The organism is Micromonospora sp. ATCC 39149, from assembly GCF_000158815.1.
In the GTDB taxonomy this organism is placed as follows: domain Bacteria; phylum Actinomycetota; class Actinomycetes; order Mycobacteriales; family Micromonosporaceae; genus Micromonospora.
This window is the reverse complement of sequence record NZ_GG657738.1, coordinates 5,232,175-5,250,843: the sequence shown is the minus strand read 5'-3', so window position 1 is coordinate 5,250,843 and position 18,669 is coordinate 5,232,175. Positions and strand designations below refer to the sequence as shown.

Annotated in this window: 18 protein-coding genes; 7 read left to right on the top strand and 11 right to left on the bottom strand. The window is 73.1% G+C overall.

Features of this window, described 5'->3' with window-relative positions; all coding sequences use genetic code 11:
• Window positions 1–32: 32 nt before the first annotated feature.
• Complete coding sequence (miaB, locus tag MCAG_RS22965) at window positions 33–1,568, bottom strand: tRNA (N6-isopentenyl adenosine(37)-C2)-methylthiotransferase MiaB (protein ID WP_007075369.1); 1,536 nt, start codon at window positions 1,566–1,568, stop codon at window positions 33–35.
• Between the two features lie 52 nt (window positions 1,569–1,620).
• On the opposite strand from miaB, the gene MCAG_RS22960 reads away from it, so the two are divergent.
• Window positions 1,621–1,857 (top strand): DUF2277 family protein, encoded by a 237-nt coding sequence (locus tag MCAG_RS22960; protein WP_036374838.1) that lies wholly within the window; start codon window positions 1,621–1,623, stop codon window positions 1,855–1,857.
• A 44-nt stretch (window positions 1,858–1,901) separates the two neighbouring features.
• On the opposite strand, the gene MCAG_RS22955 is transcribed toward MCAG_RS22960, so the two are convergent.
• Window positions 1,902–2,381 (bottom strand): hypothetical protein, encoded by a 480-nt coding sequence (locus MCAG_RS22955; RefSeq protein WP_007075368.1) that lies wholly within the window; start codon window positions 2,379–2,381, stop codon window positions 1,902–1,904.
• A gap of 232 nt (window positions 2,382–2,613) precedes the next feature.
• Complete coding sequence (gene selD / locus MCAG_RS22950; protein WP_050778044.1) at window positions 2,614–3,639, bottom strand: selenide, water dikinase SelD; 1,026 nt, start codon at window positions 3,637–3,639, stop codon at window positions 2,614–2,616.
• 161 nt (window positions 3,640–3,800) lie between these two features.
• Here selD and MCAG_RS22945 point away from each other — a divergent pair, with 161 nt between their 5' ends.
• The 4 genes from MCAG_RS22945 to MCAG_RS22930 all read left to right on the top strand — a co-directional run bounded on the left by MCAG_RS22945 (window position 3,801) and on the right by MCAG_RS22930 (window position 7,150).
• The gene (locus tag MCAG_RS22945; RefSeq protein WP_007075366.1) at window positions 3,801–4,556 is read left to right on the top strand and encodes an amino acid ABC transporter ATP-binding protein; all 756 of its coding nucleotides are present in this window, start codon (window positions 3,801–3,803) and stop codon (window positions 4,554–4,556) included.
• A gap of 58 nt (window positions 4,557–4,614) precedes the next feature.
• The gene (locus MCAG_RS22940; RefSeq protein ID WP_036374835.1) at window positions 4,615–5,547 is read left to right on the top strand and encodes a glutamate ABC transporter substrate-binding protein; all 933 of its coding nucleotides are present in this window, start codon (window positions 4,615–4,617) and stop codon (window positions 5,545–5,547) included.
• 77 nt (window positions 5,548–5,624) lie between these two features.
• On the top strand, window positions 5,625–6,281 hold the full coding sequence (locus MCAG_RS22935) for an amino acid ABC transporter permease (protein ID WP_007075364.1): 657 nt from the start codon (window positions 5,625–5,627) through the stop codon (window positions 6,279–6,281).
• A complete protein-coding gene (locus MCAG_RS22930; protein WP_007075363.1) occupies window positions 6,278–7,150 on the top strand; it encodes an amino acid ABC transporter permease in 873 nt (290 codons plus the stop codon). Before MCAG_RS22935 ends, MCAG_RS22930 begins: the two co-directional genes overlap by 4 nt.
• 79 nt (window positions 7,151–7,229) lie before the next feature.
• Here the strand turns inward: MCAG_RS22930 and rny are convergent, their stop codons facing one another.
• The 7 genes from rny to MCAG_RS22895 form a co-directional block, all read right to left on the bottom strand.
• Window positions 7,230–8,996, bottom strand: coding sequence for a ribonuclease Y (gene rny / locus MCAG_RS22925; protein WP_036374832.1), 1,767 nt, complete (start codon window positions 8,994–8,996; stop codon window positions 7,230–7,232).
• 675 nt (window positions 8,997–9,671) lie between these two features.
• Window positions 9,672–10,400: a regulatory protein RecX gene (locus MCAG_RS22920; protein ID WP_007075361.1), complete on the bottom strand. Its 729-nt coding sequence runs from the start codon at window positions 10,398–10,400 to the stop codon at window positions 9,672–9,674.
• Window positions 10,401–10,414: 14 nt separating this feature from the next.
• Entirely contained in the window at window positions 10,415–11,461 is a 1,047-nt protein-coding gene (gene recA, locus MCAG_RS22915) for a recombinase RecA (RefSeq protein ID WP_007075360.1), read from the bottom strand.
• 184 nt (window positions 11,462–11,645) lie between these two features.
• Complete coding sequence (locus tag MCAG_RS22910) at window positions 11,646–11,846, bottom strand: DUF3046 domain-containing protein (protein WP_007075359.1); 201 nt, start codon at window positions 11,844–11,846, stop codon at window positions 11,646–11,648.
• Between the two features lie 3 nt (window positions 11,847–11,849).
• Entirely contained in the window at window positions 11,850–13,175 is a 1,326-nt protein-coding gene (locus tag MCAG_RS22905) for an MFS transporter (RefSeq protein ID WP_036374829.1), read from the bottom strand.
• Between the two features lie 252 nt (window positions 13,176–13,427).
• On the bottom strand, window positions 13,428–14,132 hold the full coding sequence (locus tag MCAG_RS22900) for a UdgX family uracil-DNA binding protein (protein ID WP_007075357.1): 705 nt from the start codon (window positions 14,130–14,132) through the stop codon (window positions 13,428–13,430).
• Window positions 14,133–14,306: 174 nt separating this feature from the next.
• Window positions 14,307–15,644 (bottom strand): aminotransferase class I/II-fold pyridoxal phosphate-dependent enzyme, encoded by a 1,338-nt coding sequence (locus MCAG_RS22895; protein WP_007075355.1) that lies wholly within the window; start codon window positions 15,642–15,644, stop codon window positions 14,307–14,309.
• A gap of 38 nt (window positions 15,645–15,682) precedes the next feature.
• Between MCAG_RS22895 and MCAG_RS22890 the strand changes: the two genes are divergently transcribed.
• Both MCAG_RS22890 and leuE read left to right on the top strand, forming a co-directional pair.
• Window positions 15,683–16,927, top strand: coding sequence for a bifunctional pyridoxamine 5'-phosphate oxidase family protein/GNAT family N-acetyltransferase (locus MCAG_RS22890; protein WP_036374825.1), 1,245 nt, complete (start codon window positions 15,683–15,685; stop codon window positions 16,925–16,927).
• A complete protein-coding gene (gene leuE / locus MCAG_RS22885; protein ID WP_050778221.1) occupies window positions 16,924–17,625 on the top strand; it encodes a leucine efflux protein LeuE in 702 nt (233 codons plus the stop codon). Before MCAG_RS22890 ends, leuE begins: the two co-directional genes overlap by 4 nt.
• 80 nt (window positions 17,626–17,705) lie before the next feature.
• On the opposite strand, the gene MCAG_RS22880 is transcribed toward leuE, so the two are convergent.
• The gene (locus MCAG_RS22880) at window positions 17,706–18,641 is read right to left on the bottom strand and encodes a sporulation protein (RefSeq protein ID WP_036374822.1); all 936 of its coding nucleotides are present in this window, start codon (window positions 18,639–18,641) and stop codon (window positions 17,706–17,708) included.
• Between the last annotated feature and the right edge of the window lie 28 nt (window positions 18,642–18,669).

The window sequence follows — 18,669 nt, the reverse complement described above, 5'->3', positions numbered from 1 at the left end:
GGGGCCCGCCGGCGCGGTGGGCCCCGATCGCGTCATCCGGCGGCGCAGCCGGTCGCCGGCGGGGGCACCGCAGCCGGCACGCCGACCGTGGGCAGGCCGAGCGACACCCCGGGGGTACGCGGGGAGCGGCCGGCCTCGGCGGCATCGCCGGCCCGGGTGCGCCGGTGCGACAGCGGCTCACCGTCGGCGTTGAGGTGGTGCGGGGCGGCGTACGTGACGGTGGTGTGCACGATGTCCCCCGGGCGGATCCGCCCCGCGAGGAACCCGGCGTCGCCGGGCCGGCCGCTCGCCCCGAGCGCGCCCGTGGCGAAGTGCACGAGGCGGCCGTCGCGGGCCCGGCCCGACATCCGGCCGGTGCGCTCGTCCTTGCGGCCCTCGCCGACGGCGACCAGCACCTCGACGGTCTCGCCGATCAGCTTCCGGTTCTCCGCCCAGGTGATCTCCTCCACCGTCGCGATCAGCCGCTCGTAGCGCTCCTGCACCACCTGCTTGGGCAGCTGGTCGGGCATGGTGGCGGCCGGCGTGCCGGGGCGCTTGGAGTACTGGAACGTGAACGCCGAGGAGAACCGGGCCTCGCGGACCACGTCCAGAGTGCGCTGGAAGTCAGCCTCGGTCTCGCCGGGGAAGCCGACGATGATGTCGGTGGTGATCGCCGCGTCGGGCATCGCCGCCCGGACCCTCTCGATGATCCCGAGGTACCGCTCTGACCGGTACGACCGGCGCATCGCCCGCAGCACGTCGTCCGAGCCGGACTGCAACGGCATGTGCAGCGAGTGGCAGACGTTCGGGGTCTCGGCCATCGCGGCGATCACGTCGTCGGTGAAGTCCTTCGGGTGCGGGCTGGTGAACCGGACCCGCTCCAGCCCGTCGATCTCGCCGCAGGCGCGCAGCAGCTTGCCGAACGCGTACCGGTCGCCGAACTCCACGCCGTAGGAGTTGACGTTCTGCCCGAGCAGGGTCACCTCCAGCACGCCGGAGTCGACCAGGGCGCGGACCTCGGCGAGGACGTCGCCGGGGCGGCGGTCCTTCTCCCTGCCGCGCAGGGCGGGCACGATGCAGAACGTGCAGGTGTTGTTGCAACCCACCGAGATCGACACCCACCCGGCGTACGTCGACTCGCGCCGCGTCGGCAGCGTCGAGGGGAAGACGTCGAGCGACTCCAGGATCTCCACCTCGGCGGCGGCGTTGTGCCGGGCCCGCTCCAGCAGCGCCGGCAGCGAGCCGATGTTGTGCGTGCCGAACACCACGTCCACCCAGGGGGCCTTGCGGACGATGTCGCCGCGGTCCTTCTGGGCGAGGCAGCCACCGACGGCGATCTGCATCCCGGGGTGCTTGTCCTTCACGGGGCGCAGGTGACCCAGGTTGCCGTAGAGCCGGTTGTCGGCGTTCTCCCGGACGGCGCAGGTGTTGAACACCACCACGTCGGGGTTGTCGTCGGCCTCGGCGGCGCGCACGTACCCGGCCTGTTCCAGCAGGCCGGAGATGCGCTCGGAGTCGTGCACGTTCATCTGGCAGCCGTACGTGCGCACCTGGTAGGTGCGCGGGCTGCCCGCGGCTGCGGTAGTCATGACCCACACAGCGTATCCGCACCGAGCAGATCGACCCGAACGAGGAGGAGCCATGTGCCGCAGCATCAAGACCCTGCGTGAGCCGTACGTGCCGGAGGTGAGCCGGGCCGACATCGAGGCGGCGGCGTTGCAGTACGTCCGGAAGATCTCCGGGTTCCGCGCGCCGGCCGCGCACAACGCGGCGGCGTTCGACGCGGCGGTGGCCGCCGTCGCCGAGGCCACCGCGACCCTGCTGGGCCAGCTGGTGGTGCGCGGCGGCGGCCCGCAGCGACCGGCCACCGAGGGCTGAGCGGGCCGCTCGGGGCCGGCCGGGGGCCCGGCCGGCCCGAGCGGTCAGGCCGCGGCCAGGGCCGGGAAGACCGAGTCCGGGGCCCACCTCGACCGGTGACACCGCGACCAGCCCCGGCAACCGGGGTGGGCCACGGTGCACAGCCGTTGGTTGCTCAGCACCTCGCCGTCGTCGGTCTCCCGCACGTCGAAGTGCACCGGGCGGATCGTGCCGTCCGGCGCGACCAGCAGGTGCCGGCCGGCGTCGAGCGTGTCGTCGCGCAGCACGCAGTTGCGGCCGAGCAGCCGGGCCAGCGCGGCCACGCAGGGCAGCTCGGCCAGGCTCTCGGGCACCCCATAGCAGTCCACCACCGTGCCGAACGCCCCCGGCGCCTCCCAGACGTCGCAGATCACCGCGTACGTCGGCAGCCGGGCCGGGTCGGCCACCGCGAGCGGCATCACCACCCGCCCCAGGGCCTCGGCCAGCGCCGGGTACACCTCCACCGGGGGTGCCCCATCGATTCTCCAGTTCCACAGCTCGGTCATGCCGCCTCCTCGCTGCGTTCGTCCCACCGGCCTCCGGATCGGGCCTTACTGACGATGGTGGGGGGCATATGACCGCAGCCGGGGGCAAGTTACCGGTCTGTGACCATTCCGGGCAAAATTTCCTGGCCGCCGTCGCACTGAGTGGCGGAAAGACGACAGTTTATCGGCTATGGTGCCGGCCGGGGCCTCCGACACCGGCCGCCACGCGGGTCGGCGGTGGCCGCGACCGGGGTCAGCGCACGACCAGCAGGTGCTCGCCGCGCGGCAGCAGCTCCCCGATCACCGTTGCCCCCGGCAGTTCCCCGGCCACCAGCAGCCCGCCCGAGGTCTGCGCGTCGGCCAGCAGCAGCCGCTCCGCCTCGCCGGCCGCTCCGAAGTCGGTCCACGGGGCGACCCAGTCCAGGTTCCGGCGGGTGCCGCCGCTGACGTACCCGTCGCGGACGGCCTCCCGCGCGCCCGGCAGGTACGGCACCCGGGCCGCGTCGATCGCCACCGTGAGCCGGCTGGCCCGGGCCAGCTTCGAGGCGTGCCCGAGCAGCCCGAACCCGGTCACGTCGGTGCCGCACCGGATCCCGGCGGCGACCGCCGCGTGGGCGGCGTCGCGGTTCAGCGCCGCCATCGAGGCGACCGCCTCGGCGAACCGCTCGCCGGTGGCCTTGTGCCGGGTGTTGAGCACGCCGACACCGAGCGGTTTGGTCAGCGACAGCGGCAGCCCGGCCCGGCCGGCGTCGAGGGTGATCAGCTCCTCCGGCCGCACCACGCCGGTGACCGCGAGCCCGTACTTCGGACCGTCGTCGTCGACGCTGTGCCCGCCCGCCAGGTGGCAGCCGGCCTCCCGGGCCACGTCCTGACCGCCGCGCAGCACCTCCCGGGCCAGCTCCAGCGGCAGCCGCTCGCGGGGCCAGCAGAGCAGGTTGAGCGCGACGAGCGGGGTGCCGCCCATGGCGTACACGTCGGAGAGCGCGTTCGCGGCGGCGATGCGCCCCCAGTCGTACGCGTCGTCGACCACCGGGGTGAAGAAGTCGGCGGTGCTGACCAGGCCGGTCCGCTCGTCGAGGCGGACCACCGCGGCGTCGTCGCCGTGGTCGAGGCCGACCAGCAGCTCCACCACGCCGCCGGCCGGGCCCAGCCCGGCGACCATCGCCTCCAGCTCACTGGGCGGAATCTTGCACGCGCAGCCCCCGCCGCGGGCGTAGTCGGTCAGGCGCACCGGCTCGGTCACTTCCCCATGATCGCCTTGATCCGGCCTCGCCGCCATCCGGGCGGGCCGGGCGCGGACACGGATACCGGACTGTCGGCACGGATCGTTACCGGTGTTACCGCACCGTGACCAGATGAGTGGCGCTCCGCCACGTCGTCCCGCCTACAGTGGCCGGAACCGGGGGTCATCCGACTCAGGCGTACGTGACGACAGGGACGGTGGACGACGTGACGACGGGCGAACCGCTCATCGTGCTGGACGGGGTCAACAAGTACTTCGGGCCGCTGCACGTGCTGCAGGACGTCTCGCTCTCGGTCGGTCGGGGCGAGGTCGTCGTGGTGATCGGCCCGTCGGGATCGGGCAAGTCGACGCTGTGCCGGGCGATCAACCGGCTGGAGCCGATCAGCTCCGGCACCATCACCTTCGACGGCACCCCGCTGCCCGCCGAGGGCAGGGCCCTGGCCAGGCTGCGCAGCGAGGTCGGCATGGTGTTCCAGTCGTTCAACCTCTTCGCGCACAAGACGATCCTGGAGAACGTCACCCTCGGCCCGATCAAGGTCCGCAAGGAGAAGACGGCCGACGCGCGGGAGCGCGGACTGTCCCTGCTGGACCGGGTGGGCATCGCCAACCAGGCCGACAAGTACCCGGCGCAGCTCTCCGGCGGCCAGCAGCAGCGGGCGGCGATCGCCCGCGCGCTGGCCATGCAGCCCAAGGCGATGCTCTTCGACGAGCCGACCAGTGCGCTGGACCCGGAGATGGTCGGCGAGGTGCTGGAGGTGATGACCTCGCTGGCCGGCGAGGGCATGACCATGGTCGTGGTCACCCACGAGATGGGCTTCGCCCGGCACGCGGCGAACCGGGTCATCTTCATGGCCGACGGCAGGCTCGTCGAGGACGCTCCCCCTGCCGAGTTCTTCGCCAACCCGCGCAGCGAGCGCGCCAAGGACTTCCTGTCGAAGATCCTGACGCACTAGGCGTCCGTCCGTGGAGCGCGTCGTCCCCCGGCGGGCTCCGTCGAAGAAGGAGAAAAGTATGCGTATGAAGCGCGTGGCGGCGGTCGCCATGATGGCCTCGCTCGCCCTGTCGGCTGCGGCCTGCGGCAAGGAGGGCACCCCGGCCCCGAGCGGCGGCAACGCCTCCGGCGGCGCCCAGGGCGACACCTGCACGACCTCGGGCGCGACCTTCACCCCGAAGGGGGACGCCAACGTCGCGGGCAGCCCGACGTTCGACAAGATCAAGTCCTCAGGCAAGGTCACCGTGGGCGTCAAGTTCGACCAGCCGAACCTCGGCTACAAGGACGCCCAGGGCAAGCGGTGCGGCTTCGACATCGAGATCGCCCAGTACGTCGCCAGCACGCTCGGCGTGGACCCGGCGAAGATCGAGTACAAGGAGATCGCCTCCGCCAACCGAGAGACCGCGATCAAGGGCGGCGAGATCGACTACTACGTCGGCACCTACTCGATCACCGACAAGCGCAAGAACGACATCTCCTTCGCCGGCCCGTACTTCATCGCCGGCCAGGACCTGCTGGTCCGCAAGGACGAGACGACGATCACCGGCAAGGACACGCTCAAGGGCAAGAAGGTCTGCTCGGCCACCGGCTCGACCCCGATCCAGAAGGTCCGTGACGAGGGCCTGACCGAGCCGGAGAACATCGTCGAGTTCAAGACCTACTCCGAGTGCGTCTCGCAGTTGCTCGACAAGAAGGTCGACGCCGTCACCACCGACGACGCCATCCTCAAGGGCTACGCCGCGCAGAACCCCGACGAGCTCAAGGTCGCCGGCCAGCCGTTCAGCACCGAGAAGTACGGCATCGGCCTGCCGAAGGACGACAAGGCCCTGCGGGACTACGTCAACGACCAAATCGAGGCCGCGGCCAAGGACGGCACCTGGCAGAAGATCTACGACGGCACGCTGGGCAAGTCCGGCTCGGCGGGCAGCCCGCCGGCGCTCGAGCGCTACTGATCGTCGGTTCACCACGTGACGTGGCGTCGGGTGGGATCCTTCCCGCCCGGCGCCCGCCCGAGGACTGAGAGCGAGGCATGGGCGAGTTCTTCCGTGTCCTGACGGACAACTGGACCCTGTACCGGGACGGGTTCACCAACACCGTTCAGCTGTTCCTGATCGCCGCGGTCGGCAGCCTCGTCCTCGGCACCCTCCTCGGCGCGATGCGGGTCTCCCCCGTGCCGGCGCTGCGGGCGTCCGGCGCGACGTACGTCAACATCGTCCGGAACACCCCGCTGACCCTGGTCTTCGCGTTCCTGGTCTTCGGCGTGCCGAAGCTGGACGTGAACATCGACTACTTCGACAGCGCCTGCATCGCGCTGACCGTCTACACCGCGGCGTTCGTCTGCGAGGTGATCCGCTCCGGCGTCAACACGGTCGGCACCGGGCAGGCCGAGGCGGCCCGCGCGCTGGGCATGACCTTCGCCCAGGTGCTGACCCTGATCGTGCTGCCGCAGGCGCTGCGCGCAATGGTGCCGCCCATGATGAGCGTGTTCATCGCGATGCTGAAGAACACCACGATCGCCGCCGGTTTCTCGGTGCTGGAGGCGGGCGCGATCCCGTCGTACATGTCCGAGCGCGGCGAGCCGCAGTTCGCCGTCCTGCTCTGGATCACCATCGGCTTCCTCATCCTGATCCTGCCGCTGGTGGCGCTCCAGCGGTTCCTTGAGCGCAAGTGGAGGGTCGCCCGGTGAGCCAGGCCTCGGTTCTCTACGACCTGCCGGGCCCGAAGGCCCGACGGCGCAACGCCATCCTCGGCGTCGCCTCGATCGTCGGCATCGTGGCGCTGCTCGCCTACGTCGGCTGGAAGTTCTACGAGACGGGCCAGTTCGAGGCCCGCAAGTGGGAGCAGTTCCAGTACGCGGCCGTGCAGCGCGAACTCCTTGCCGGGCTGTGGGCCACCCTCAAGGCCGCCGGCATCGCCGCAGTGCTGGCCCTGCTGTTCGGCGCGATCTTCGCCAGCGCCCGACTCAGCGACCGGTGGGTGCTACGGGCCCCGGCCACTTTCGTGGTCGAGCTGTTCCGGGCCATCCCGCTGCTGATTCTGATCTTCTTCGGCTACTACGTGCCGTTGCAGTACGGCTGGGCGATCGACAAGCTGTGGGCCCTGGTCATCGGCCTCATGCTCTACAACGGCTCAGTGCTGGCGGAGATCTTCCGGGCCGGCATCAACGCGGTGCCCTACGGCCAGACCGAGGGCGCGTACGCGATCGGCCTGCGCAAAAACCAGGTGCTGCGGCTGATCCTGCTGCCGCAGGCGTTCCGGTCGATGCTGCCGGCGATCGTCAGCCAACTCGTCGTGCTGCTCAAGGACACCGCGCTCGGATTCATCATCACCTACCCGGAGCTGCTCTTCGTCGGCAAGCAAATCGGCGGCCGGCTGGCGTTCGGGCTGCCCTACGTGCCGACGTACCTGATCGTCGGGGCGATCTACATCGCGATCTGCGGGCTGCTGTCGATCTTCGCGTGGTGGTTGCAGAGGCGGCTGGGGCGGATTCCCCGCACCGCTGGCGAGGTGCTGCCGGCGCAGGACGCCGGCGAGGACGCCGGCCGGATGATCTGACCCTCCTCGGCGACGGGGGTATCCGACGACCGGGATACCGCCCGTCGCCGAGGAGGCCGGGTTGCCGGGGCGGGAGCGGTCAGCGGGCGATCTCGGTGACCCGGGACTCGCGGACCACGGTCACCCGGATCTGACCCGGATAGGTCAGCTCCTCCTCGATCTGCTTGGCCACGTCCCGAGCGAGGACCGCCGCGCCGATGTCGTCGACGTCGTCGGGCTTGACCATCACCCGGATCTCCCGGCCCGCCTGCATGGCGAAGACCTTCTCCACGCCGAGCTTCCCGGCCGCGATCTCCTCGATCCGCTCCAGCCGCTTGACGTACGCCTCCAGGCTCTCCCGCCGCGCCCCCGGCCGCCCGCCGGAACAGGCGTCCGACGCCTGGGTGAGCACCGCCTCGATGGTCTGCGGGGGCACCTCGTTGTGGTGCGCCTCGATCGCGTGGACGACGTCCTCGCTCTCGCCGTACTTGCGGGCCAGGTCCGCGCCGATGATCGCGTGGCTGCCCTCCACCTCGTGGGTGAGCGCCTTGCCGATGTCGTGCAGGAACGCCGACCGCTTGATGGTCGGCACGTCGAGTCGCAGCTCGGCAGCCATGATCCCGGCGATGTGCGCGGTCTCCACCAGGTGCTTGAGCACGTTCTGCCCGTACGAGGTGCGATAGCGCAGCCGCCCGAGCAGGCTCACCAGCTCGGGGTGGATCTCGGTGATGCCGACCTCGACGAGGGCGTCCTCGGCGGCCCGGTGGCAGAGCTGCTCCACCTCCTGCCGGGCCAGGTCGTACACCTCCTCGATCCGGTGCGGGTGGATCCGGCCGTCGAGCACCAGCTTCTCCAGCGTCAGCCGGCCGACCTCGCGGCGGACCGGATCGAAGCAGGACAGCAGCACGGCCTCCGGGGTGTCGTCGATGATCAGGTTGACCCCGGTGACCGACTCGAAGGCGCGGATGTTGCGCCCCTCCCGGCCGATGATCCGCCCCTTCATCTCGTCCCCGGGCAGGTGCAGGACGCTGACCACGCTCTCCGCGGTCTGCTCGCTGGCCACCCGCTGGATCGCGTCCACCACGATGTGCCGGGCGCGCTGCTCGGCGGTGTTGCGGGCGTCGGACTCGATGTCCCGGACCAGCAGGGCGGCCTCCCGCTTCGCCTGGGTTTCGATCACCTCGATCAGCTCGGCGCGGGCGGCGTCGGCGGTGAGCCCGGCGATGCGCTCCAGCTCGCGGCGGCGCTGCGCCTCCGCCTCGGCGACCTCCCGCTCGCGCTCGGCCAGCGCGGACTCTCGGGCGGCGAGGGCGGCGCTGGCGGCGGTGAGCTGCCGCTCCCGGTCGGCCAGCCGCTCCACCTCCTCGGTGTGCAGCCGCTCCCGCTCGTCCATCCGGGTGGCCCGCCGCTCCACCTCGGCGGCCTGTTCCCGGGTGGTCGCGGCGAGCACCGCGACCTCGCGTTCCCCGCTGCGCCGGGCCGCCGTGCGCAGCTGCTCGGCGTCGGCCTCGGCCTGCTTGTGGGCCCGTTCCAGGACGGTGTCGGCCTCCGCGCGGGCGTCGTCGAGCACCCGGCGGGCCTCGGCCCGGGCCGCCTTCGCCTCAGCCTTCGCGGCGGCGGCCTCGGCGCGCGCCGCCGAAGCGGCGGACTTGGCCACGTCGATGGTGCTGTTCACCTCGTCGGCGGCGGTACGCAGGGCGGCCAGCGATTGTTCCTGGCGGTCCTTCTCGGCGATGAAGGCCGGATCCTCCGGGCGGGGCGCCGAGCTGAGCCGGCGCATCGTCCGCAGCCCCGCCAGCACCGCGCCGACCACGACCAGCACGAGGAGCAGCACCACCCCCAGAAGGACGGTGTCGAAGGCGGTCACGGCCGGGGCTCCGCGCCGGGCCGGGACCCCGCCGTGAACAGCACGGTCATCGTCGCCGTCGCACGCTCCGCAGGGCACCTGCGCGCCACCCGGGACCGTGCCAGCCCGCCGCACGCGAGCCGGTCGCCACCTGCACCGCCCGTCGGCGCGCCGCCACCGACCGCCGCCTCTGCGCCGCGACGCGCGCCGTTACCGACCGCCATCCTGCCGGGACCACCGGTGAACCTCTGCCGCCCCGCCATGGCCGCCTCCCCTGAACGTCGGCGCCGCAGTGACCGTGCCGATGGGCACGCGCGCTGCGGCTCTGAGACGCCCGACCTGAGCGACTGGCCGTGGGTAGCTCTCCGTCGGCGGTGCCCACGGGGCATCGCCGACGGCCGGGTGCAATTGTCGCGCCAGCGTCGGACCGGCCTGTCCGAAGCTGGCACCGCAGGCCGGCGAGCCGGCCAAAGTGATGCTGTTCTGTTACGCGATCTATGTTGTGCGCTTTGCCTGCGCTTGGTCGGGCAATGTGAGCCTGTATGGCGAGGCTAGGTCGCCGGGTGCCGTCTGGTCAAGGACTCATGATCAAACCCCCCGAACGGAGAGAAGTCGCCGGGTCACCCACCGCTGCCGTCAGCCCGGACACGGCCGGACAAAGAAGGCGGTTACTCCGCCCACCCCACCGCCGGTCGCTCAGTCGAGCGGACGACTTTCGCGGTCGAGGTCGCCCTCCGCGTCGGCGAGCGCGTCCGCGTCGATGCGATCGGCGAACTCGGCCGCCTCGGCGCTCTGCGCGGCGAGCGCGTCCTTCACCGCCCGGATCGCCACCCCCGGCGGGTAACCCTTGCGGGCGAGCATGCCGACAAGGCGACGGAAGACGGCGTCCGGCTCCCCCCGGGCCGTACGCAGCTTCCGCTCGACCAGCACCCGGGCCGTCTCGGCCTCGGTCTCCTCGTCCAGCTCGCCGAGGGCCTCGCTGGCCACCTCGCCGTCCACGCCGCGCCGGCGCAGCTCGGTGGCGAGGGCCCGGCGGGCCAGCCCCCGGCCGGCGTGCCGGCTGGACACCCAGGCGCGGGCGAACGCGGCGTCGTCGACGATGCCGACCTCGTCGTACCGGTCGAGCACCTCGGCGGAAACCTCCGCGGAGATCCCCCGCTTGGCCAGCTCGGCGGCCAGCTCGGCCCGGGTACGCGGGCGCAGGGCGAGCTGGCGCAGACAGATCTCCCGGGCCAACTCCGCCTCGTCGCGGGGTGGGGCCCCGGCGTCGCGTGACACCTCGGCTCGGGCCTCCGGGGGGATGTCCTCGTCGTTGGGGCCACCACGCCGGCCGCGCCGGGGACGGGGCGGGTCGCCGTCGGCGTCGCCCGAGCGGGGCGGGCTGGCATCCCAGCCCCGCCCCGTCCGGGCACGTCGTCCTGCCACGAGTCAGCGACCGGTCAGAAGTCGACCGGCGGCAGCTCCGGGCCACCGGCGGCGTCGCCCGCGCCGACCCCGACGCCGAGCTTCTCCAGGATCTTCTTCTCGATCTCGGCCGCCACGTCCGGGTTCTCCCGGAGGAACTCGCGGGCCTTCTCCTTGCCCTGACCGAGCTGGTCGCCGTCGTACGTGTACCAGGCCCCGGACTTGCGGATGATCGCCTGCTCCACGCCCACGTCGATGAGCGAGCCCTCGCGGGAGATGCCCTTGCCGTACATGATGTCGAACTCGGCCTGCTTGAACGGCGCGGCGACCTTGTTCTTCACCACCTTGACCCGGGTGCGGTTGCCGACCACGTCGGTGCCGTCCTTCAGGCTCTCGATGCGGCGCACGTCGAGCCGGACCGAGGCGTAGAACTTCAGCGCCCGACCGCCGGTGGTCGTCTCGGGCGAGCCGAACATCACGCCGATCTTCTCGCGGAGCTGGTTGATGAAGATCGCCGTGGTGCCGGTGTTGTTGAGCACACCGGTGATCTTCCGCAGCGCCTGGCTCATCAGCCGGGCCTGGAGGCCCACGTGGCTGTCGCCCATCTCGCCCTCGATCTCGGCGCGCGGCACCAGGGCCGCCACCGAGTCGATCACGACGATGTCGATCGCGCCGGAGCGGACCAGCATGTCCGCGATCTCCAGCGCCTGCTCGCCGGTGTCCGGCTGCGAGACCAGCAGGGCGTCGGTGTCGACGCCGAGGGCCTTCGCGTACTCCGGGTCGAGCGCGTGCTCGGCGTCGATGAACGCGGCGATGCCGCCGGCCCGCTGGGCGTTGGCCACCGCGTGCAGGGCCACCGTCGTCTTACCGCTTGATTCCGGACCATAGATCTCGACCACCCGGCCCCGGGGCAGACCCCCCACGCCGAGGGCCACGTCGAGGGCGATCGACCCGGTCGGGATGACCGAGGTCTGCACGACAGGGCGCTCCCCCAGGCGCATCACCGAGCCCTTGCCGAACTGCTTGTCGATCTGAGCGAGAGCAAGGTCGAGCGCCTTCTCCCGGTCAGGACCTGCCGCCATCGTTGCCACCCCTGCCTTCGCCGGCGTCTTTCCTGAGCTTCGCGTCACGCGGACACGCTAGGCGCTGGGTCCGACAGAAAACCAGCCGACGGGCCGCGAGCTGTGGACGAGCACCCCGCTGTGGACAATAGCCGAACAGGTGTACGACTCGGCAAGCGACACGCGGAGGGAAGGAAAAGCCTGCTCAGCGTAGTCGTGTGGGCACCCGGTCGGGATACGCGGCGACCACCGCCCGCCACACGACGTGGGTCTGCTCACCCGACCCGAGCGCCTGCTCGATGGTCCGCCCGCCGAGCTGGGACAGCACCTGGTCGGAGGCGATGCTGGTCGCGTACCCCGGGCCGAACGCCTCCTCCAGCCGGGCCCAGAAGTCGGTCAGCCGCACCTGTCAGTCCTCCTCGTCCGGCACCCGCGTGGGCACCACGCGCAACGCTAGCGCCAGCAGGGGCACCGTCGCGATCGCCGCCAGCAGGGCCAGTGTCGGATACCCGGCGACCTGCATGACGAACCCGCTCAGCGCCCCGGCGGCGGCCCCCGCCAGGCCCATCGTCAGGTCGGAGAGCCCCTGCACGCTGGGCCGAACGGCGGCGGGCACCGACTCCGACAGCAGGGTGGAGCCGGCCACCATGGTCCCGGACCAGCCCAGCCCGAGCAGGACCAGGCCGACCGAGAGGCCGGGCGTGTGGTGCCCCGCGCTGCCCGCCACCGCGCAGGCGGCCAGCAACACGGCCAGGCCGCCGATGATCACCTGCCGCCGACCGAGCCGGTCGGTGAGCCAGCCGACGACCGGGGAGAGCGCGTACATGCCGGCGATGTGCAGGCTGAGCACCACCCCGACCACCCCGAGCACGACGGAGTCGTCGTGGTACTCGCCGAGGCGTACCGGGGTCATCGACATCACCGCGACCATCACCAGGTGGCCGACCGCGACGGCGGCGATGCCCAGGCGGGCCGCCGGCCGTTCGCGGACCACCCGCCAGGTGGCCCGCATGCCCGCGCCGCGCCGCCCGGTCACCGTCGGCCCGGCGGCGTCGGGGACAACGTCGGCGGCGGCGGGGGCCTCGGCCGCCGTCAGCCGGCGGGCGGTGAGCAGCGGGTCGGGCCGCAGCAGCACCAGCAGTACGGCAGCGGTGAGGGTGAACGCCACCGCGCTGAACGCGAACGGTCCGGCGAGCGACGGCAGCCCCCATCCCCGGGTGGTCCGGTCCGCCAGCGCGGCGAAGTTCGGCGCGGCCACCGCCCCGACCGTGGTGGCCCAGACGACCAGGGACAACTGGCGACCCCGGCGGGCCGGCTCGGCGAGGTCCACGGCCGTGTAGCGGGCCTGGAGGCTGGCCGCCGAACCACCACCGAAGAGCAGCATCCCGAGGAAGAGCAGCGGCACCTGGCGGGTCGCCGCGGCGAGCACCACCAGCACGCCCCCCACCGCCCCGACCAGGTACGCGGTGACCAGTCCCGGCCGGCGGCCGTACCCCGTCATGATCCGGGTGACCGGGACGGCCAGCAACGCGGCGCCCACCACCCCGGCGCTCTGTGCCAGGCCGGCGACCGCCGTGCCGGCGACCCGGGCGGCGAGCAGCGCGCCGACAGAGATGCCGATGGTGACCCCGACCCCGCCGATGATCTGGGTCACGAAGAGCAGCCGCAGGGTACGGCGCTGGATCGGGGCGACGTCGGCCCGGCTCGGGGCCGGGGCGGTGAGGTCGGTGGCCATCGGGGCTCCTCGGTGACGGGCGGCGGCGGCTCTCGGGTAAGGGGCGTCGGGCTGCCCCATCCTTGCGCAGCCCGGCCCGCGCCGGCACCCCGGCTCCCCTACTGAGCAAGCTGGGCCGACACCCCGGCTCCCCCACTGGCGAGCCCGAGCCAACCCACGCACCGACCTCACCGGGCGGCACGGATAAATCGTGGACAGTTGGGGTTCCGGTGAACGACGACTGTCCACGATCGGCGGCGGAAAGGGGCGGGGTCAGGCGGACAGGACGCCGGCGACGACCGTCAGGTCGGCCACCAGCCCGGCGTACGCGGTGTCCTGGTCGTCGGCGCGCAGCACCGCCGACGGGTGGATGGTGGCCAGGAGCCGGGCCGCCGGGGCGTCGGCGATCCCGCCGGCCGAGTCGACCGGCACCCGGGTGAAGTCCTCCGGCCGCTCGGCCGAGGCCGGCCAGGGCATCAGCGTGCCGCGCTGCCGGGTGACCCGGAACGACGGGCCGAGCAGCGCCTTCGCGGCGGTCGCGCCGAGCACCACGACGACCTCCGGGCTCAGCCGGGCGAACTCGGCCACCAGCCAGGGACGGCACGCGGTGACGTGCACCCGGTCCGGGGTCTGGTGGATGCGCCGCCTGCCGCGCAGCTCGAAGCGGAAGTGCTTCACCGCGTTGGTCAGGTACAGCCGCGTCGGGTCGAGCCCGGCGTCGTCGACCGCCCGGCGCAGCAGCCGGCCGGCCGGGCCGACGAACGGCAGCCCCCGCTGGTCCTCCATGTCACCGGGCTGCTCGCCGACCAGCACCACCCGCGCGTCGGAGTCGCCGCGACCGAAGACCGTCTGGGTGGCGTCCCGGTACAGCTCGCAGCCCCGGCAGCCGCCCGCGGCGGCGCGCAGTTCGTCGATGGTGTCGGCCCGGGGCGGGATGAACTGCTGCGCACCGGGGGCGGTGTCGGTCTTGTCGGTCATGGCGATCTTTCTACCCCTCCCCGCCCCGCCCACGCGGACACCGCGGCCCGGCGCGTCCTCCGCCGGCCCCGTTCCGCCCGCCCTGGAGAAGGTTGATCAAGAGGTTTGCGTCAGGATCCGGCTGGAGGTGACATACCTCTCTCTTGATCAACCTGAGCGAGGCAGCCGGGGCCGTCAGGCCCTGAAGGCCGTCGATGGGCGGGGACGGACGGCGGCGACGACCGCGTCGGCCAGCGCCGACAGGTCGGGAGGGTCGAGCTGGCTGACCGTGATCCGCAGACCGGGCCCGGCGGCGATCCGGAACAGCGCGCCCGGGGCCACCGCCCAGCCTGCGTCGCGCAGCGCGGTGAGGGCGCTGGTCTCGTCGGGCACCGGAATCCAGACGTTGATGCCCGTGCGGGCGTGCCCGGCCAGCCCGCGCGCGGCCAGCGCGGCGAGCAGGTCGCCCCGGCGGCGCTCGTAGCTGGTGCCGGCCCGGTCGACCAGGGCGGCCGTGGCCGGGTCGCGCCACAGCGCGAGCACGAGGCGTTGCAGCACGGTGGAAACCCAGCCCGCGCCGACCCGGGCCCGGCCGGCGACCCGGGCGACGGTGGCCTCGTCGCCGGCCAGCGCGGCCAGCCGCAGGTCCGGCCCGTAGGGCTTGCTCACCGACCGGACGAAGGCCCACGCCGGGGTCGCCCCGGCGAGCGGGTGCAGCGGTACGCGGGCCAGCTCGGCGGCGTGGTCGTCCTCGATGAGCAGCAGGTCCTCGCGGCCGGCGAGGAGGGCGCGCAGCGCGGCGGCCCGGTCGGCCGAGACGGCCGCCCCGGTCGGGTTCTGCGCCCGGCTGGTCACCACCAGGGCGCGGGCCCCGGCGGCCAGCGCGACCCGTACCCCGGCCTCGACCGGGCCCTCGTCGTCCACCGGCACCCCGATCGTGCGCAGCCCCAGCGCGGCGACCAGGTCGAGGAGGTTGGCCCAGCCCGGGTCCTCGACGGCGACCGCGTCGCCGGGACGCAGGTGGGCGGCGAGCAGCCGCTCGATGCCGTCGAGCGCGCCGCCGGTGACGGTGACGTCGTCGGCCGGCACCCCGTCGGCGGCGAACCGTTCCCGGGCCGCGTCGGCCAGTTCGGGCAGGACGCCGGCCGACGCGTACCCGAGGGGGGCGCCGAACTCGGCGGCGAGGGCGGCCAGGTGCGGGCCGAGCGGCGGGAGCAGCCGGGTGTCGGGCTCGCCGAGGGACAGGTCGCGGGTGCCGGGCGCGGTGCTCGGGTGCAGCGCCCGGCGGGTGGCCACCGGCGGGCGGGGGCGGACCCGGGTGCCGTGCCGGCCGGCGGTGGCGAGCAGGCCGCGCTGGCGCAGGTCCTGGTACGCGCGGGCCACCGTGGCCGGGCTGACCCCCAGCGTGGCGGCGAGGGTCCGCACCGGGGGCAGGGCGGCCCCGGCCGTCAGGTCGCCGACGCGGATGCCCGATTCGATGCTGGCGGAAATCTCGGCGGCCGTCCCGCCGGTGACCTGATAGCGTGCTGACACAATTCGAGGATTGTACTAGTACGAAAGCGGGTCCTCGCATGTACCCACCCACCCCCCGGACCACCGCCACCCGCACTCGCGACCGGATGAGCTATGACCGGGCCGCCGCGCACGCCGTGCTCGACGAGGCGTACCACTGCGCGCTCGCGTTCACCGCCGACGGTGAACCCCGAGTGCTGCCCACCCTGCACGTCCGCATCGGCGACACGCTCTACCTGCACGGCTCCACCGGCAGCCGGCCACTGCTCGCCGCCCGGGGCGACGGCCTGCCGGTCTGCGTGGCGGTCACTCTGCTCGACGGGCTGATCTACGGCCGCTCCCAGTTCCACCACAGCGCCAACTACCGGTCGGTGGTCGCGCACGGCACCGCGCACCTGGTCACCGACGCCAGCGAGAAGGCCGCCGCGCTGACCGCCCTGGTGGAGAAGGCCGCCGCCGGGCGCAGCGCGGACAGCCGCCCGCCGAGCCGCCGGGAACTGGCCGAGACCGCCGTGCTGGCGCTGCCGCTGCGGGAGGTCTCCGTCCGCGCCCGCGACGGCGGCGTCCGTGACTCGCCCGACGACCACGATCTGCCGTACTGGGCCGGGATGGTGCCGCTGCGGCTGACCGCCGGGCGGCCCGAGCCCGACGCGGGGGTGACCGCGCCGCTGCCGACGTACCTACGGCCGGCCCGCTCGCCCTGGCTGGAGCCGGCGGTGCTGCGGGGCGCGCACGTCGTCCTCGAACCACTGGACCTCGCACACGCCGACGACCTGTACGCCGCCACCGCCGACCCGCAGGTGTGGCAGCACCTGGGCAGCCGCCGGCCCGCCGACCCGGCCGGCATGACCGAGACGATCCGGACCGCCCTCGACGCCCACCACCGGGGCGAACGGGTGCCGTGGGTGCAGCGGTGCGCCGCGACCGGCGCGGTGGTCGGCACCACCTCGTTCTACGAGGTAGACCCCGAACTCCGGGCGGTGGCGATCGGCTACACCTACCTGGGCCGACCCTGGTGGCGGACCGGGATCAACACCGAGGCGAAGCTGTTGCTGCTCACCCGCGCCTTCGAGGAACTGGGCGCGGTGCGGGTGGTCTGGCACACCGACATCCGCAACGAGCGCTCCCAGCGGGCCATCGAGCGGCTCGGCGCCACCCGCGAGGGGGTGCTGCGCCGGCACCGCCTCCGCCCCGACGGCTCCTGGCGGGACACCGTGCAGTACTCGATGACCGACGAGGAGTGGCCGAAGGCACAGGGCAGGCTGCGGGAACGGCTTTGCCCTGCGCCAGCGCCGGCGCGATGATGGCGGGCGTGCTGGGCATCACCGACATCTGGACGTACGTGCTGGGAACCGTGGCGATCGTCCTGCTCCCCGGCCCCAACTCACTCTTCGTGCTCTCCACCGCCGCCAAGCACGGGGTACGGGCCGGCTACCGCGCCGCCGGCGGGGTCTTCCTCGGCGACGCGGCGCTGATGACCCTCTCCGCCGCCGGGGTGGCGTCGCTGCTCAAGGCGTACCCACCGCTGTTCGTGGTCGTGAAGTACGCGGGCGCGGCGTACCTCGGCTGGGTCGGGCTGACCATGCTGCGCGGCGCGTGGCGGCGCTGGCGGGACCGCAACGACCCGACCGCGCCGCGCCTGATCGACGCCGCCGAGCCGGCGCAGTTGCGCAGCCCGTTCCGGCGGGCGCTGGTGGTCAGCCTGCTCAACCCGAAGGCGATCCTGTTCTTCGTCTCGTTCTTCATCCAGTTCGTCGACCCCGGGTACGCGTGGCCGGCGCTGTCGTTCCTGCTGCTCGGGCTGATCGCACAGCTGACCAGCGCGCTGTACCTGACCGCGCTGATCTTCGCGGGCACGTTCCTGGCGGTCCAGTTCCGGCAGCGCCGGCGGCTGGCCGCCGGGGCGACCACCGGGGTGGCGGCGCTCTTCCTCGGCTTCAGCGTCAAGCTTCGCCACCGCCTCGGTGTAAGGCGGGGCCCCTTGTTAACGCTTGCGGTATAGAAGGGTCCCCTTCTCAACCGCCACCCCGGCGCACGCGACGGGCGGCGCGGCGGGCGACGAGGCGCGGCGGGCGGCGGGTGTCAGGTGCCGTCGCCACCACCGCCACCACCGCCACCACCAATGCCGGCGCCACCAGCGGTGCCGCCAAGACCGTAGCCAGGGTGGACCGGCTGGTCCGGAGGCCGGCTGACGTGCGCCGACTTGGTGATCCGGGCCGACCAGTCGGCGTGCGCGGCCGCAGCGGCGTGCCGGTCGATCGCGTACCGCAGCCAGCCGTCCACCACCGCGACCCAGTCCACGCGGTCCGCGCCCGCGTGCCAGACCCGGAATCGGCTGATGCTCTGGTGGGTGACGCCGGCCAGGGAGAGTCGGCGATCGGCCCACAGCAGCACCTCCAGGCCGGCCGCGTTCGCCACGAAGATCACCTCTAGCTCGGTGATCGGCCCGGCGTACAGCGGCGCCACCCACCAGCCGAGCCGCTGGTGCAGCGGAAGACCCTGCTCGACTCCGGGCAGCCGGCCGTCTACCAGGCCGGCCTGGCGCATGCTGAAGCCAAGCGCGTCCAGCGCGGCGAGGACGTGCTGCTGGGTCGGCAGGGGATGCACGAAGATCGGCACGAGCGCGCCCTGGTCCAGGTCCACGTCGAGGGACGCCTCCGTGCGCAGCCCCATCCGCAGGCTCATCAGCGGCACCCCACCGAAGATCGTCACCGGGGTCTCCCAGGGCAACGGAACGGCGAAGTCGACCGCCCGCCGCCGCCCGGCCGGCACCACGAACGCACCCGCGATCGTCACCTGGTGGAACTGGACGAGCCGCCGCGGCGCGCCCGGGTCGTCCGGCTCGACCTGGCTGACCAGGCCGAGCCGGAGCTGCCGGACCGGCACGTCGTGCGGCCCCGCGCGCAACGTGACCCGGCCGGGCAGCCGCAGCCCGGGTCGGGTGCTCGCATTGGGCAGCGTGGTCCGCACCGACAGCCCGGTCCAGCCGGACTCCGGCGACACCCCGGTCAGCCGCACGGCGCTTCCTCCGTACCCACTCGGTGGT

Coding starts and splice junctions, on each gene's coding strand:
- selD (WP_050778044.1), bottom strand. CDS start 3,639: ATGGCGGCGAGGCCGGATCAAGGCGATCATGGGGAAGTGACCGAGCCG.
- leuE (WP_050778221.1), top strand. CDS start 16,924: ATGATGGCGGGCGTGCTGGGCATCACCGACATCTGGACGTACGTGCTG.
- MCAG_RS22960 (WP_036374838.1), top strand. CDS start 1,621: ATGTGCCGCAGCATCAAGACCCTGCGTGAGCCGTACGTGCCGGAGGTG.
- MCAG_RS22900 (WP_007075357.1), bottom strand. CDS start 14,132: ATGACCGACAAGACCGACACCGCCCCCGGTGCGCAGCAGTTCATCCCG.
- MCAG_RS22940 (WP_036374835.1), top strand. CDS start 4,615: ATGCGTATGAAGCGCGTGGCGGCGGTCGCCATGATGGCCTCGCTCGCC.
- MCAG_RS22955 (WP_007075368.1), bottom strand. CDS start 2,381: ATGACCGAGCTGTGGAACTGGAGAATCGATGGGGCACCCCCGGTGGAG.
- MCAG_RS22935 (WP_007075364.1), top strand. CDS start 5,625: ATGGGCGAGTTCTTCCGTGTCCTGACGGACAACTGGACCCTGTACCGG.
- miaB (WP_007075369.1), bottom strand. CDS start 1,568: ATGACTACCGCAGCCGCGGGCAGCCCGCGCACCTACCAGGTGCGCACG.
- recA (WP_007075360.1), bottom strand. CDS start 11,461: ATGGCGGCAGGTCCTGACCGGGAGAAGGCGCTCGACCTTGCTCTCGCT.
- MCAG_RS22890 (WP_036374825.1), top strand. CDS start 15,683: ATGTACCCACCCACCCCCCGGACCACCGCCACCCGCACTCGCGACCGG.
- MCAG_RS22905 (WP_036374829.1), bottom strand. CDS start 13,175: ATGGCCACCGACCTCACCGCCCCGGCCCCGAGCCGGGCCGACGTCGCC.